Origin of the sequence: Pseudomonas syringae group sp. J254-4 (assembly GCF_032586855.1) — a bacterium.
GTDB lineage: Bacteria > Pseudomonadota > Gammaproteobacteria > Pseudomonadales > Pseudomonadaceae > Aquipseudomonas > Aquipseudomonas amygdali.
Genome location: NZ_JAWHOO010000024.1, coordinates 1 through 15,526, shown reverse-complemented (window position 1 = coordinate 15,526; position 15,526 = coordinate 1). Strand labels below are relative to the sequence as shown.

Genomic DNA, 15,526 nt, shown 5'->3' with positions numbered 1-15,526 from the left:
TTGCACAAGCCGGTCGTTGTGCCAAGTCGATTCGGATAAAGGCCAATCACCCGGTTGGTTAGAGGTTAGGTGGGGGGCTTTTAATCATGAAGGCGATAATAAGGTTGCAGTGCTCAAGTCGTACCCAACAACTTATGCGGATTAATTACAAATTTCTTCGTCACGTCCGCATCAAACTCCACGATGGCGGGCGCTTCGGTCTGAGCGCCGGCATGACTGTGTTCAGCGCCTTTCTGCCTGGCACCTATTAGTTCTGCTAGCTGTGCGGAAGCACGGACTCAGCCCAGACTTGCTGCCCTGGCTGACTTCAAAGGAGTGAAACCATGGCTTCGTCCGGGCAATCCGTGCTCTGTGTCTACCGCTACGATCCATTGGATCGCCTGGCCGATTGTTCGGCTGCGGGGCAGGGCAGCACTCGCCTTTTTTATCAGAAGATACTCTTGGCTACGCAGATTCAGGGGCAGGTCCAGCACACGCTTATGCGCACGGATGAGCATTTGCTGGCGTGCCTGAGTGCAGAAAATAATCAGCGCGACGGCGCGTTGTTGGCGACGGATCAACAGCAGTCAGTGATTGCCGCTCAGGGGTTGGAGTTTGCCTACACGCCTTACGGACATCGTCATCCTTCAGGCCCCGCAAGCCTGCCGGGCTTTACCGGCCAGCGAGTTGACCCGGTGACGGGGCACTATTTGCTGGGGAATGGGTATCGGGCGTTTAACCCGGTGTTGATGAGGTTCAACAGCCCGGACAGTCTGAGCCCGTTTGGTGAGGGTGGGGTGAATGCGTATGGGTATTGTGAGGGGGATCCGGTTAATTGGGTTGACTTGACAGGGAGTACACCAACCTTGATGAAGGGACTTTTAAGAGCTTTTAAAATAATGAAGCCTTCCCGGCGTTTGTCTACGGATGGCGTTATTGGTAGTTCTGTGTTGCGCGGTTCTGACGGGATGAACTTAAGTGCGAGTGCGCCACAGTTAAGTCGCTCTGCAGCGGTGCGACAAGTCAAGTCAGTGAGTGTGTCTGCAAAAAAATTGAATAAACAAGCAGGTCTTGACTATAGAAAATCTGCAAAAGAGTTTAAGGCCAACGATAAGCTTTATAGTCAGTATGTTGAAAGGGCTACACAGCTGAAAAAAGAGGCAAACACGGCGTTAAGTTTGTATGATGAGGATGGTCTCCCTTATGAGTATGATCTGGTTCAACAATACAAGAAATCGCAGAAAAACCTCGCTAACCCTATTCAGGATCTATCGACGCCACCCTCTTACAAATTAGCCCTTAAAATTTCTAATGCTGAAGAAGAGTTAAGATTAATACGCCAGCAGATGTGAAAGAGCATTCCCCGCTCTTGAATCTGCTGGCGTAATTAGTCAATAAACCTATTTGCTGTTAGATGACTACACAGCACCAAACAACCCATGCGGATCAATCACAAACTTCTTCGGCACGCCCGAATCAAACTCGCCATAACCCCGCGGAGCCTCATCCAGACTGATCACCTCTACACCCACTATGTCGGCGATCTTGATGCGGTCCCACATGATGGCCTGCATCAACTGGCGGTTGTATTTCATGACCGGGGTCTGGCCGGTATGGAAGCTGTGGGATTTGGCCCAGCCCAGGCCGAAGCGAATGCTCAGGCTGCCCATTTTTGCGGCGGCGTCCACGGCTCCCGGGTCTTCGGTGACGTACAGGCCGGGGATGCCGATCTTGCCTGCGACGCGCACCACGCCCATCAACGAGTTGAGAACGGTGGCGGGTGCTTCGGCCTGAGCGCCAGCATGGCCGTGACCGCGTGCTTCGAAGCCTACGGCGTCGATGGCGCAATCCACTTCAGGCTCGCCGAGCAGGGCAGCGATCTGTTCGTGCAGTGGCGTGTCGAGGGACAGGTCAGCAATTTCGAAGCCTTGGGCCTTGGCGTGGACCAGGCGTTTCGGGTTGACGTCGCCGACGATTACCACCGCCGCGCCCAACAAGCGCGCTGACGCCGCCGCAGCCAGGCCGACCGGGCCGGCGCCTGCAACATAAACCGTACTGCCAGGGCCAACCCCGGCAGTCACTGCGCCGTGGTAGCCGGTGGGCAGGATGTCGGACAGGCAGGTCAGGTCGCGGATTTTTTCCATCGCCGCGTCGCGGTCCGGGAGTTTGAGCAGGTTGAAGTCAGCGTAAGGCACCAGCACGTACTCAGCCTGACCGCCGACCCAGTCGCCCATGTCGACGTAGCCGTATGCACCGCCGGGGCGGGCCGGGTTGACCGTCAGGCAGACGCCAGTGTTCTGTTCCTTGCAACTGCGGCAGCGACCGCAGGCCACGTTGAACGGCACAGAAACCAGATCACCGACTTTCAGATGTTCCACGTCGCGCCCGGCTTCCAGCACCTCGCCGGTGATTTCATGACCCAGGACCAGCCCGGTTTGCGCCGTCGTGCGACCACGCACCATGTGCTGATCAGAGCCGCAGATATTGGTGGAGACTACGCGCAGGATCACGCCGTGTTCGATGCGCTTGCCGCGTGGGTCTTCCATTTTCGGGAAGGGGATTGATTGCACTTCGACCTTGCCAGCGCCGAGATACACTACACCGCGATTACCAGACATACATGTCACCTCGCTTTTATTGTGGTGAAGCAGAGAGAAGCCGTTGCAGCTATAAAACCACCGTCCTGTTGGCGTTGAGGAACACCCGCCGTTCAATGTGATAGCCCACTGCGCGGGCCAGTGTCAGACCTTCGATGTCTCGACCTTTGGCAATCAGGTCTTCGGGATAGTGGCTGTGATCAACCACTTCCACACCTTGAGCAATGATCGGGCCTTCGTCCAGATCGTTGTTGATGTAATGCGCGGTGGCACCCACCAGTTTCACACCCTTGTTGTAAGCTTGATGGTAAGGCTTGGCACCCTTGAAACCGGGCAGCAGCGAGTGGTGGATGTTGATGGCCTTGCCGTCCAGCTTGCGGCACAAATCGGGTGAAAGGACCTGCATGTAGCGGGCGAGAATCACCAGTTCTGCACCAGACTCTTCAATGACCTGCCAGACTTTGGCTTCCTGCGCGGGCTTGTCGTTCGGGTCCAGTGGGAAATGGTAGTACGGAATGCCGTGCCAGCCAGCCAATGGCTCAAGATCCGGGTGATTGGACACCACCGCGACCACGTCCATGGACAGTTGATTGATACGCTGGCGGTAGAGCAGGTCATTGAGGCAGTGATCGGCTTTCGAGACCATGATCACTACTTTTGGCCGGTAGTTGGGCGCCGTGAGTTCGAAGATCATGCCGAACGTTTCACCGCGCGCGCTCAGCCCGGCCCTGAACGCCTGCTCGTCGAAAGCCTCGGGCTGACGAAATTCCACACGGATGAAGAAGCGTCCCGAGAGACGGTCATCGAAGGAGTGATGTTCTGTGACGTAGCAACCCTGCTCGAACAGAAAGCGCGTCACTGCGTCTACCGTACCCAGCATGCTGGGGCAGTCGGCGGTCAAAATCCATGTATCGGGCGCGCGGCTCATTGAATCAATGCTCCAGAGTATTTGTTATCCGCAAATATGACTGACAGTGCCAGCCTGTAGGCTTGGGCAGGACGCAGAGCGTCCGGAACTGCGTTCCCACGCGGAGCGTGGGAACGATAATCCAAGAGTCTTCATTGAGACCGACGCTACGGTTTCAGCCCCGGTTCCCGGCTCTTCACGCCTGAATGCTCAGCCCGTACTCTGCGCTCGCATCCTGCAACCACAGCCACCAGTAATCCGAGAAGCTGCGGCGCACCAGCAGTTCCCAGGTTTCTTCGCCAGTGCGGCGGATCACCAGTTGTGATTTGGCGAACACCGTGCCGACGGCCTTGCCCACCGGGAAGTTGTCCGGGTGCACGTCGTAGCTGGTGGACTTCATCAGCACCTGACGCACTTTCGGCCCGGTCAGTTCAAGTATCGACTGGCCGCCGCTGACGTTGACGATGGAGATATGCAGCCCGGTCAGCGCCTCGCGCAGCTTTTGCTCTGCCGCAAACTCTTCGCCACTCGGCACGATCAGCAGCCATTCATCCGGGCCAAGCCATTGCAGTGAGCTTTCGCCGTTGACCACCAGCATCAGTGCCGCTGGCAGTTCCATGCCCAGCGCCTTGTGCACGCCAGCGGCGAAGGCCTGGTCGTGGGCATCACCGCGAATAGTCAGATGGCCCAACAGCTTTTTCTCGCGCAGGAACACGCCGGGGCTGGCGCGACCCTTGCCGATCAGGCTGTCGAGGTTTGCATGGAACAGCGGCGACTCGGCTTTGACATCGGTGGTCGGGCGCTGCTGGTAAACGTTCGCTTTGGTCATGAATCACCTGCCTTGAATTCTGTGTGCTGCTGATGATCGGCGCTCCGCGTGTTACTCGACATTCTGGCGCTCACCCTTTGGATCGAAGAACACCGAGGAAACGATCTCGGCTTCGATCACGCTGCCGTCTGCCAGAGGCGCGAACACCCGCTCGCCCATACGCGCCAGGCCGCCTTTGACCACGCCCATCGCGAACGAATAGCCCAGCGAGTTGTGTGCATAGCTGGAGGTCACGTGACCGACCATGCTCATCGGGATGGTCTGTTTGGTGTCGAACACCAGTTGCGCACCCTCTGGCAGCCATTTGGTCGGGTCGACAGGCTTGAGGCCGACCAGTTGCTTGCGTTGTTCGCGTACACAGTCTTCGCGATTCATACCGCGCCAGCCGATCCAGGAGAATGGCTTGGTCCGGCCGACACACCAGCCCATGTTCAGGTCGTCCGGGGTCATCGAGCCGTCGGTGTCCTGACCGACGATGATGAAGCCCTTTTCGGCGCGCAGTACGTGCATGGTTTCAGTGCCGTAAGGCGTCAGGTTGTACTGTTTGCCTGCCTCGGCGATCTTTTCCAGAACGCCCATGGCGTAGTCAGCCTGAATGTTGACCTCGTAGGAAAGCTCACCGGTAAACGAGATACGGAACACGCGTGCCGGCACGCCTGCGACCAGACCTTCTTTCCAGGTCATGAACGGGAAGGCTTCACGGCCCAGATCGATATCGGTGACTTCGCTGAGCAGCTTGCGGCTGTTGGGGCCGGACAGCGTCAGGGTCGCCCAGTGATCGGTCACTGAGGTGAAATACACTTTCAGGTCCGGCCATTCGGTCTGCTGATAGATTTCCAGCCATTGCAGGACGCGTGCAGCGCCGCCTGTGGTGGTAGTCATCAGGAAGTGGTTGTCGGCAAGGCAGGCAGTCACGCCGTCATCGAAGACCATGCCGTCTTCCTTGCACATCAGGCCGTAGCGAGCCTTGCCCACGTCCAGTTTGGTCCACGCGTTGGTGTAGATGCGGTTGAGGAATTCTCGGGCATCCGGGCCTTGAATGTCGATCTTGCCCAGCGTCGAAGCGTCCAGCAGACCAACGCTGTCGCGCACAGCCTTGCATTCGCGAGCGACGGCTGCGGGCAGGTCTTCACCGTTTTTCGGAAAGTACCACGGCCGTTTCCACTGGCCGACGTCTTCGAATTCGGCACCGTTTTTGACATGCCAGGCGTGCAGCGCAGTGAAACGCACGGGTTCGAAGATGTGTTTGCAATGACGCCCGGCTATCGCGCCGAACGTGACCGGCGTGTAGTTGGGACGGAACATGGTGGTGCCCATTTCCGGGATCGACACGTTCAGTGAACGGGCGGCGATGGCCAGACCGTTGACGTTGCCCAGCTTGCCCTGATCAGTACCGAAACCCAGCGCGGTGTAGCGTTTTACGTGCTCGACCGACTCGAAGCCCTCGCGAGTCGCCAGCTCGATGGCGGCAGCGGTCACGTCGTTCTGCAGGTCGACGAATTGCTTGGGTGCCCGAGCGGTGCCTTTCTCGTGCGGCACCTGAAACAGCGCCAGCGTCGGCTCTTCCGCACGGCTGAGGGCTTTGGGCATCACGCCTTCAACAACCTTGAAGCCTGCTTCACTGGCAGCGCGCACGCCGCCTTCGAAACCATCGGCCAGACTGTCAGCCAGACTGTAGACGCCGTTGACGCCGCCTACGCAGATACGTTTCTGCGGTGCTTCGCCCGGTACAAACCCGAGGATGTCCTCACGCCATACCGGCTTGCCACCCAAGTGCGAGGCCAAGTGCACAATCGGGCTGTAGCCGCCGGAACTGGCCACCAGATCGCATTCAAGCCATTCGCCGGGGCTGGTGACGGTGTGCGCCTTGACGTCGATGGCGGCGACGCGGGCAGCTGTCACGCGTTTGCTGCCACGCGCTTCAATCACTGCGCTGCCGGTCAGGATGCGAATGCCTTTGGCACGGGCTTCCTCAACCAGCGGGCCGCGCGGGTTGTGCCGCGCATCGGCAATCGCAACCACATGCAGGCTGGCGTCGAGCCAGTCCAGCGCAACGCGGTAGGCATGGTCGTTGTTCGTGGACAGCACCAGTTTTTTTCCCGGCGCTACGCCGTAACGCCGGACATAGGTCGAAACGGCGCCGGCCAGCATGTTTCCCGGCACATCGTTGTTGCCGTAAACCAGCGGGCGCTCGTGAGTGCCGGCAGCCAGCACCACACGCTTGGCGCGTACCCGGTGCATGCGTTGGCGAACCATGCCGATAGGGGCGCGATCACCGAGGTGATCGGTCAGACGTTCGTGAATGGTCAGGAAATTGTGATCGTGGTAGCCGTTGACCGTGGCGCGCGGCAGCAGTGTCACGTTGCGCAGGCTTTTCAGCTCGGCGACCACCGTAGCCACCCATTCGGCAGCGGGTTTGCCATCGAGACTTTCACGGCTGTCGAGCAGACTGCCGCCGAACTCTTCCTGTTCATCCGCAACGATCACTCGGGCACCACTGCGGCCCGCAGCCAGCGCGGCGGCCAGGCCGGCTGGGCCTGCGCCGACGATCAGCACGTCACAGTGCTGGTTCATCGCGTCATAGCTGTCCGGATCGTTCTCGGTCGGCGAGCGCCCCAGGCCCGCAGCCTTGCGGATGTACTTTTCGTAAGTCATCCAGAACGATTGCGGGTACATGAAGGTTTTGTAGTAGAAGCCCGGTGGCATCAGCTTGCCGCCGACCTTGCCCAAAATGCCCATGACGTCGGTGTTCACGCTTGGCCAGCCGTTGGTGCTGGTGGCGACCAGTCCTGCATAGAGCGCTTGTTGCGTGGCGCGCACGTTGGGGATTTGCGTCGCTTCGGTCGCGCCGATCTGCAACACGGCGTTTGGCTCTTCCGAACCCGCTGCGAAGATGCCGCGCGGGCGGGAGTATTTGAAACTGCGGCCGATGATATCGACGCCATTGGCCAGCAGGGCAGAGGCCAGCGAGTCGCCTTCAAAGCCCTGATAGGTCTGGCCGTTGAAGGTGAAGTTGAGCACCTTGCTGCGATTGATACGGCCGCCGTTGGGCAAGCGCTGGGTCTGGCTCATACCTTGTCTCCCTGATCCGTGAACTGCGGCTTCGTACCAATCGGATAGGTTTCGAGAATCTCGTAGGTCACGGTATTGCGCGTCATGTTGAAGTACTGGCGGCAACCGGCAGCGTGTATCCACAGCTCGTGGTGCAGGCCGCGCGGGTTATCGCGAAAGAACATGTAGTCGCCCCATTGCTCATCGGTGCAGGCACCGGGGTCCAGCGGGCGCGGGATATGCGCCTGACCGGACGGGTGGAATTCCTCTTCGGAGCGCAGTTCGCCACAGTGAGGACAGAAGATATGCAGCATGGTCGGGTTCTCCTGTTAGTGGGCTACGGCTGCAGCGCCGTGTTCGTCGATGAGCGCGCCGTTGTGGAAACGGTCGATGGAGAACGGTTTGGCCAGCGGGTGCATTTCGCCTTTGGCCAGACTGGCGGCAAACACGTTGCCCGAGCCCGGCGTGGCCTTGAAGCCGCCTGTGCCCCAGCCGCAGTTGAAGAACATGTTCGGCACCGGCGTCTTGGAAATGATCGGGCAGGCGTCCGGCGTGGTGTCAACGATGCCGCCCCACTGACGGTTCATGCGCACACGCGACAGTACCGGGAACATCTCGACGATGGCCTGAATAGTGTGTTCGATAACCGGGTATGAGCCACGCTGGCCGTAACCGACCCAACTGTCGATACCGGCACCGATCACCAGGTCGCCCTTGTCGGACTGACTGATGTAGCCGTGCACGGCGTTGGACATGATGACGCTGTCGATAATCGGCTTGATCGGCTCGGAGACCAGTGCCTGCAAAGGGTGTGACTCGATCGGCAGACGAAAGCCCGCCAGTTTGGCCATGTGCCCGGAGTTACCGGCGGTTACCACGCCGACACGTTTGGCACCGATGAAACCCTTGTTGGTTTCGACGCCGATGCACACGCCGTTTTCCTTGCGAAAGCCGATGACTTCGGTCTGCTGGATAAGGTCCACGCCCAAGGCGTCGGCGGCACGCGCGAAGCCCCAGGCCACTGCGTCGTGACGGGCCACGCCGCCACGGCGTTGAACGGTTGCGCCGATGATCGGGTAACGGGTGTTTTTCGAGCAGTCCAGGTATGGGATTTCCTCAGCGACCTGCTTGCCGTTGAGCAGCTCGCCATCTACACCGTTCAGGCGGTTGGCGCTGACACGCCGCTCGGAGTCGCGCATGTCCTGCAAGGTGTGGCACAGGTTGTAGACGCCGCGCTGGGAAAACATGACGTTGTAGTTCAGGTCCTGAGACAGGCCTTCCCACAGTTTCATCGCGTGCTCATAAAGGTGGGCCGACTCGTCCCACAGGTAGTTGGAGCGCACGATGGTGGTGTTACGCGCGGTGTTGCCGCCGCCCAGCCAGCCTTTCTCGACCACGGCCACATTGGTGATGCCGTGCTCCTTGGCCAGATAGTAGGCAGTCGCCAGACCGTGCCCGCCACCGCCGACGATGACCACGTCGTAGACCTTTTTCGGGGTCGGCGTGCGCCACATGCGCTGCCAGTTTTCGTGATGGCTGAGGGAATGCTTGAGAAGGCCGAAGCCTGAGTAATGCTGCATGTAAGGCTACTCCTGACTCAGCGATAAACCGGGAAATCGGCGCACAAGGCTGCTACCTGGCTGGCGACGTTGGCCTCGACATCGGCATCACCGAGGTTATCGAGAATGTCGCAGATCCAGCCCGCCAGCTCGACGCATTGGGTCACCTTGAAGCCGCGGGTGGTGACGGCCGGCGTGCCGATGCGCAGGCCGGAGGTCACGAAAGGCGACTGCGGGTCGTTGGGCACCGAGTTCTTGTTGACGGTAATGTGCGCACGGCCCAGCGCGGCGTCGGCGTCCTTGCCGGTCAGGCCCTGACGGATCAGGCTGACCAGAAACAGATGGTTGTCGGTGCCGCCTGAAACCACATCGAAGCCGCGGTCGATGAATACCTGCGCCATCGCTTGTGCGTTGTCGATGACCTGCTGTTGATAAGCCTTGAAACCTGGCTCCATCGCTTCCTTGAAGCACACGGCCTTGGCGGCGATAACGTGCATCAGTGGGCCGCCCTGACCGCCCGGGAAGACGGCGGAATTGAATTTCTTCTCCAGCTCTTCGTTGGCCTTGGCGAGAATCAGGCCGCCGCGCGGGCCACGCAGTGTCTTGTGCGTAGTGGTGGTGACCACATCGGCATACGGCAGCGGGTTCGGATACAGACCGGCAGCCACCAGACCTGCAACGTGCGCCATGTCGACGAACAGGTAGGCACCTACCTTGTCGGCGATTTCACGAAAACGCGGAAAATCCAGCGTCTTCGAATAGGCCGAGAAACCGGCAATGATCATTTTCGGCTGGCATTCGACGGCGATACGTTCGACTTCGTCGTAATCGATCAGCCCGGTGGTGGTGTCGATGCCGTACTGCACGGCGTTGTAGAGTTTGCCCGAGAAGCTGACCTTGGCACCGTGGGTCAGATGACCGCCGTGCGCCAGGCTCATGCCCAATACAGTGTCGCCTGCTTGCAGCAACGCCAGATAGACCGCTGCGTTGGCCTGGCTGCCGGAGTGTGGCTGGACGTTGGCGTAATCGGCCCCGAACAGCTGTTTGGCGCGCTCGATGGCCAGTTGCTCGACCTTGTCGACGTGCTCGCAGCCGCCGTAGTAACGCTTGCCGGGATAGCCCTCTGCGTACTTGTTGGTCAGGCCGCTGCCCTGCGCCTGCATCACACGCTTGCTGGTGTAGTTCTCCGAGGCGATCAGCTCGATATGGTCTTCCTGACGCTGCTCCTCGGCGTTCATTGCCGACAACAGTGCGTCGTCATAACCCTGGATCTGGTCTTGCTTGCTGAACATCGCGGATCTCCCAGCGGCGGCGCGGCGCCTGACTTGTCGTTAGGGCCGAACAGAGCCCTCTGAGAGCGATGGTAGGGCCGGACCGAAGTCGCCAAATGCCTATGGACGCCACACAAAGGTGCGTTTACGACATGGGGGCCAAGGGAACAGAAATAGCAGAAGGGGCGTTGTGCAGTGACGAGGCCGTAAACGAAAAAGCCCGCTCCCGGCTGGATTGATTCCAGCGCAGGGGAGCGGGCTTGTCGGTTTCAGGCGCTAACGTTCAGGCCTTAGCCGTGGTTTTTGCCCAGCAGCGCGTGATACAGCTCGGTATCCCCGAGAATGCCGACCACTTTATTGCCATCCTGCAGGACCAGCTTGTTGCCGGTCTGGTAGCGGATCTGCAATGCGTCGCGCATGCCGATGTTGGAGTGCACCAGGGTAGGGCGACGGTCCAGCGTGCCGACGTCCTGGCCGGGGGTCCAGTTCTGCAGATCGAGGGGCGTGGCACCTTGCCGTGCGCCCTTGATCACATTGCCTTCGGCCAGGTCGAGCCATGAGTCGCCGCTCGGGTCCAGACACACCGAGCCATTGACGTGCGTGCATTCATCTACCGTGCGCATCAGGCTGCGACCACACAGCACGTTCAGTGGGTTGGTATGCGCAACGAAGGTACGAACGTATTCATCTGCCGGGTTGAGGACGATCTGTTCCGGCACGCTGTACTGAACGATGCGGCCATCTTTCATGATCGCGATCCGGCTGCCGAGCTTCAGGGCTTCATCCAGATCGTGGCTGACGAAGACGATGGTTTTGCTCAGCTTGCTTTGCAGGGCCAGCAGTTCGTCCTGCAAGCCTTGGCGGATGAGCGGGTCAAGCGCCGAGAACGGTTCGTCCATCAGCAGAATGTCGGCATCCATTGCCAGTGCGCGGGCCAGCCCCACTCGCTGCTGCATGCCGCCGGACAGCTCGTCCGGTTTCTTGTTGCGCCACTGGGTCAGGCCCACCAGCTCGAGCTTTTCATCGACCAGCTTGCGTCGTTCCTTTTCCGGGCGACCCTGCATTTCCAGGCCGAAGCTGATGTTCTCGCGTACTGTCAGCCAAGGCATCAGGGCGAACTTCTGAAAGACCATCGCAATGCGTTTGGTGCGCATCATTTTCAGCTCGGCCGCGCTGCAGTTGGCGATGTTGATCTGCGAGCCTTCATGCTCGACGAACAACGAGCCACGGCTGACGGTATTGAGACCGTTGATGCAGCGCAGCAGGCTGGATTTACCCGAGCCGGACAAGCCCATCAACACGCAGATTTCGCCCTTCTCGATATCCAGACTGGCGTTCTCGACGCCGACGATCTGTCCGGTTTTCTTCAGGATCTGGTCACGCGTGAGGCCTTCGTCGAGCAGCTTGAGGGCTTCACGCGGGTCCTTGGAGAAGATGACGTCTACCTTGTCGAATTTGATGATACTCATGCGTCGGACCCTACCTTGGCTTCGGGTTGTTTGCAGATACGGTCGAGCATGATGGCCAGCAATACGATTGCCAGACCGGCTTCGAAACCGAGCGCGATGTCGGCCGTGTTCAGCGCGTTGACCACTGGCTTGCCCAGGCCATCGGCGCCGACCAGGGCCGCGATGACCACCATCGACAACGACAGCATGATGCACTGGGTGATCCCGGCAGCGATGCTGGGCATGGCGTAGGGCAGTTCGATGCGGGTCAGCAACTGGCGGCGCGACGAGCCGAAGGCCTTGCCTGCGTCCAGCAATTCCTGGGGTACATCGCGGATGCCCAGATACGTCAGGCGAATCGGTGCAGCAATGGCGAAGACCACGGTCGAGATCAGGCCGGGCACCACGCCCAGACCGAACAGCGTAAGGGTCGGGATCAGATAGACGAACGTGGGAACAGTCTGCATCAGATCGAGCAATGGCCGGATGATGGTGTAGAACAGCGGCTTGTGCGCGGCAATGATGCCCAGCGGCACGCCGATGACAACACAGACCAGCGTGGCGAAGAGCACCTGCGCCAGGGTTTCCATGGTTTCCTGCCAGTAATGCAGGTTGAGGATCAGCAGAAACGAAAGGATGACGAAAACCGTCAGGCCCCACTTGCGCTGGATGAAGTGCGCGAGGGCGGCGATAAGGCCGATCAGTACGAATGGATTGAACCAGGTCAGCGCGAAAGTGAACCCGTGGATCATCATTTCCAGTGTCGAGGCAATCGCGTCGAAGTAGTCGGCGCCGTTGGCCGTCAACCAATCGACAAATGCGGCGATGTACTCGCCCAGAGGGATTTTATGGTCAGTCAGCATGATTTCGGGTGTCCGCTTGCGGAAGGTGAAGAGGGCAGCAGACGGGTCAGCCCCGCCTGCTGTCGGCTTACTGGGTCAACTTGGCTTTGGCTGCCTCCAGGCCCGGCTTGCCATCGACGGTGGTCACGCCGGCGAGCCAGGTGTCGAGTACTTGCGGGTTTTTCTTGATCCACGCCTTGGCGGCGGCATCAGGCTTCATTTTGTCGTCCAGCACGTTGCCCATCAGGGTGCTTTCCATGTCCAGTGTGAAGGACAGGTTCTTGAGCAACTGACCTACGTTGCTGCATTCCTGACTGTAGCCTTTGCGGGTGTTGGTGTAGATGGTCGCCTGGCCATAGTTGGGGCCGAAGAAGTCATCACCGCCAGTCAGATATTTCATCTTGAAACGCGTGTTCATCGGATGCGGTTCCCAGCCGAGGAACACGACGTCGTTTTTGCGTTTCACGGCGCGGTCAACCTGCGAAAGCATTGCGGCTTCGCTCGACTCTACAACCTTGAAGCCTGCGTCCTTCAGGCCGAAGGCGTTCTTGTCGATCATGCTCTGGATCAGGCGATTGCCGTCGTTGCCGGGCTCGATGCCGTAGATCTTGCCGCCCAGCTCCTTCTTGAATTTGACGATGTCGGCGAAGTCATGCAGGCCTTTGTCGTAGAGCGCTTCCGGGACGGCCAGGGTGTACTTGGCGTTCTCCAGGTTGGCACGCACGGTTTCGACGGTCCCGGCTTCGCGGTAAGGCTTGATGTCGTTTTCCATGGTCGGCATCCAGTTGCCGAGGAACACGTCCATGTTCTTGCCGTCGGCCAGCGACTTGTAGGTCACCGGTACGGAAATCATGGTGGTCTTGGTCTTGTAGCCCAGTGACTCGAGTACAGCGCTGGTGACCGCAGTGGTAACGGTGATATCGGTCCAGCCTACGTCGGAGAAGTTGACCGTATGACAGGCCTCTGGCTCGGCTGCCTGAGCAAGCACCGGCATACAGAGCGTAGCGGCCAACAGCAACGATTTGGAACCTTTCATGGGTGGAGACTCCTGTGAGTTTCTTCTAGTCATCAGCAGGTGAACGCTGACGCGGCTTATGGGTTGGCGAGGCTTTTCGCGAAGCTCCATCACTGCGCCGGGCGATCGAGTCGGAACCGATCATGTAACAGGGAAAATCAAACGCCTACAGGGGGCGTCGTATCCAGTGCAGGAGGCGTCGTATCCAGTGCGCGCAAGGTCGCTTACAGATTCGTTGCATCGTACACACGCCCGGTTGCAGTGTTGGGACTGCTGAAAAACGGCCAGTACGTTACACAGTCGCTGCGCAGGTCGGCAGCGGTCGGTTGGCAGGTCGGTGCCTGCGCGAACGCGGTCTTTTGGAGGGGGGTAACGCCGACAAGTTCATTATCGGGTCAGCCCGTGCGGTCGTGTCGTCAGGTCTGTCCGCACTTTTTAGCGGCTGCGCGGTTTTTGATCACACGCCTCGATGGCCGCCACCTTTTAGCGCGAAAACCCGCTGACGACCTGATTTTTCAGGGCGTGCCTTGAGTAGCACTTGGGGCACGTCTAGCCCCATGACGTTTCCCCGTGTGCTACCGAATTGCTCATCAAGAGTGCGGCCAGCGCGCCTTGGCGTCGCAAACAGACACTCGGGTCGCTGCCGGATAGACACTTCGCGACGTCGTTTTCAGGTGTTATTGAATGGCTGATCAATTTCCGGCATGGGATTTGCGATGTCATCACAAAGCCCATCAATGACGAGGGCTATAAGAAGAGCCTGTCCTGGGGCCAACCTATGCCATATGTGAGGAGATAGTGTGATGACATCGTTCAATCAAGGGGCTCAACCTCAGAACCGCGCGCCACAATCCATCGGCTTTCTGCTGCTGGATAACTTCACCCTGATCTCCCTCGCATCGGCGGTAGAACCTCTTCGCATGGCCAATCAGCTGTCGGGCCGCGAGCTGTATCGCTGGACCACGTTGAGCGTGGACGGCGGTCAGGTGTGGGCCAGTGACGGTTTGCAGATCACACCGGATGCCGCCATGCACAAGGCCCCGGCACTCGACACCGTCATCGTCTGTGGTGGTGTCGGCATTCAGCGCACCGTAACGCGTGAACACGTGAGTTGGCTGCAGAGCCAGGCGCGTCAGTCACGTCGCCTCGGCGCGGTGTGCACCGGCAGTTGGGCGTTGGCGTGTGCCGGCTTGCTGGATGGCTTCGATTGCAGTGTGCATTGGGAGTGTCTGGCTTCAATGCAGGAAGCCTTTCCACGCGTGTCGATGAGCACCCGGCTGTTCACCCTGGACCGCAACCGCTTCACCAGTTCGGGTGGCACCGCACCACTGGACATGATGCTGCACCTGATCAGCCGCGATCATGGTCGTGAATTGTCGGCCGCGATTTCCGAGATGTTCGTCTACGAGCGCATTCGCAACGAACAGGATCATCAGCGCGTGCCGCTCAAGCACATGCTGGGTACCAATCAGCCAAAACTGCAGGAAATTGTGGCGCTGATGGAGGCCAACCTCGAAGAGCCGATCGACCTTGACGAGCTTGCGGTGTATGTCGCTGTATCACGCAGGCAGCTGGAGCGACTGTTCCAGAAATACCTGCACTGCTCGCCGTCGCGCTACTACCTGAAACTGCGCCTGATCCGCGCCCGGCAACTGCTCAAGCAGACACCGATGTCGATCATCGAAGTGGCGTCGGTGTGCGGCTTCGTATCGACGCCACACTTCTCCAAATGCTACCGCGAATACTTCGGCATTCCGCCGCGTGACGAGCGCGTGGGTTCCAACACCGCGCAACAGGTCGCCATGATGCCGATCCCGCAGGCAATGGTGCTCGCGCCTTTGTCCGGACCGATGTCGGCGTTGAGTCAGGCGCGTAATGAGTCGACGTTTGCGAGTGTGAGGCTTTAGTCGCCCTACGTCACAAGAGGACGCGAAGCGTCCAGAACGGCATGCGACGCGGAGCGCCGCACGATAGTTGCGATGATCGTTCCCACGCTCCAGCGTGGTAATGCAGTTCTCGACGCTCTGC

Annotated in this window: 12 protein-coding genes; 2 read left to right on the top strand and 10 right to left on the bottom strand. The window is 59.4% G+C overall.

The features are described 5' to 3' along the window. The first annotated feature begins 323 nt into the window (after nucleotides 1–323). A complete protein-coding gene (locus RYB09_RS22600) occupies nucleotides 324–1,331 on the top strand; it encodes an RHS repeat-associated core domain-containing protein (protein ID WP_316890300.1) in 1,008 nt (335 codons plus the stop codon). A gap of 66 nt (nucleotides 1,332–1,397) precedes the next feature. Here RYB09_RS22600 and fdhA read toward each other — a convergent pair whose 3' ends face one another. From fdhA to RYB09_RS22550, 10 genes are all read right to left on the bottom strand, one after another. Beyond that, entirely contained in the window at nucleotides 1,398–2,597 is a 1,200-nt protein-coding gene (gene fdhA / locus RYB09_RS22595) for a formaldehyde dehydrogenase, glutathione-independent (protein WP_057403215.1), read from the bottom strand. A 49-nt stretch (nucleotides 2,598–2,646) separates the two neighbouring features. Next, the gene (gene purU / locus RYB09_RS22590) at nucleotides 2,647–3,504 is read right to left on the bottom strand and encodes a formyltetrahydrofolate deformylase (RefSeq protein ID WP_003432560.1); all 858 of its coding nucleotides are present in this window, start codon (nucleotides 3,502–3,504) and stop codon (nucleotides 2,647–2,649) included. A 175-nt stretch (nucleotides 3,505–3,679) separates the two neighbouring features. After that, nucleotides 3,680–4,312, bottom strand: coding sequence for a sarcosine oxidase subunit gamma (locus RYB09_RS22585; protein WP_316890298.1), 633 nt, complete (start codon nucleotides 4,310–4,312; stop codon nucleotides 3,680–3,682). A gap of 51 nt (nucleotides 4,313–4,363) precedes the next feature. Then, the gene (locus RYB09_RS22580) at nucleotides 4,364–7,384 is read right to left on the bottom strand and encodes a sarcosine oxidase subunit alpha (protein ID WP_219170432.1); all 3,021 of its coding nucleotides are present in this window, start codon (nucleotides 7,382–7,384) and stop codon (nucleotides 4,364–4,366) included. Beyond that, complete coding sequence (locus RYB09_RS22575) at nucleotides 7,381–7,677, bottom strand: sarcosine oxidase subunit delta (protein ID WP_002555603.1); 297 nt, start codon at nucleotides 7,675–7,677, stop codon at nucleotides 7,381–7,383. Before RYB09_RS22575 ends, RYB09_RS22580 begins: the two co-directional genes overlap by 4 nt. A gap of 15 nt (nucleotides 7,678–7,692) precedes the next feature. Continuing rightward, on the bottom strand, nucleotides 7,693–8,943 hold the full coding sequence (locus RYB09_RS22570) for a sarcosine oxidase subunit beta family protein (RefSeq protein ID WP_002555602.1): 1,251 nt from the start codon (nucleotides 8,941–8,943) through the stop codon (nucleotides 7,693–7,695). A 17-nt stretch (nucleotides 8,944–8,960) separates the two neighbouring features. After that, entirely contained in the window at nucleotides 8,961–10,214 is a 1,254-nt protein-coding gene (glyA, locus tag RYB09_RS22565) for a serine hydroxymethyltransferase (RefSeq protein WP_004655925.1), read from the bottom strand. Between the two features lie 269 nt (nucleotides 10,215–10,483). Continuing rightward, complete coding sequence (gene choV, locus RYB09_RS22560) at nucleotides 10,484–11,662, bottom strand: choline ABC transporter ATP-binding protein (protein ID WP_057459396.1); 1,179 nt, start codon at nucleotides 11,660–11,662, stop codon at nucleotides 10,484–10,486. Beyond that, a complete protein-coding gene (gene choW / locus RYB09_RS22555; protein WP_170846044.1) occupies nucleotides 11,659–12,507 on the bottom strand; it encodes a choline ABC transporter permease subunit in 849 nt (282 codons plus the stop codon). Before choW ends, choV begins: the two co-directional genes overlap by 4 nt. Before the next feature lie 64 nt (nucleotides 12,508–12,571). Next, entirely contained in the window at nucleotides 12,572–13,519 is a 948-nt protein-coding gene (locus tag RYB09_RS22550) for a choline ABC transporter substrate-binding protein (protein ID WP_058401207.1), read from the bottom strand. A 782-nt stretch (nucleotides 13,520–14,301) separates the two neighbouring features. On the opposite strand from RYB09_RS22550, the gene RYB09_RS22545 reads away from it, so the two are divergent. Next, nucleotides 14,302–15,405 (top strand): GlxA family transcriptional regulator, encoded by a 1,104-nt coding sequence (locus tag RYB09_RS22545; protein ID WP_002555597.1) that lies wholly within the window; start codon nucleotides 14,302–14,304, stop codon nucleotides 15,403–15,405. Nucleotides 15,406–15,526 lie beyond the last annotated feature (121 nt).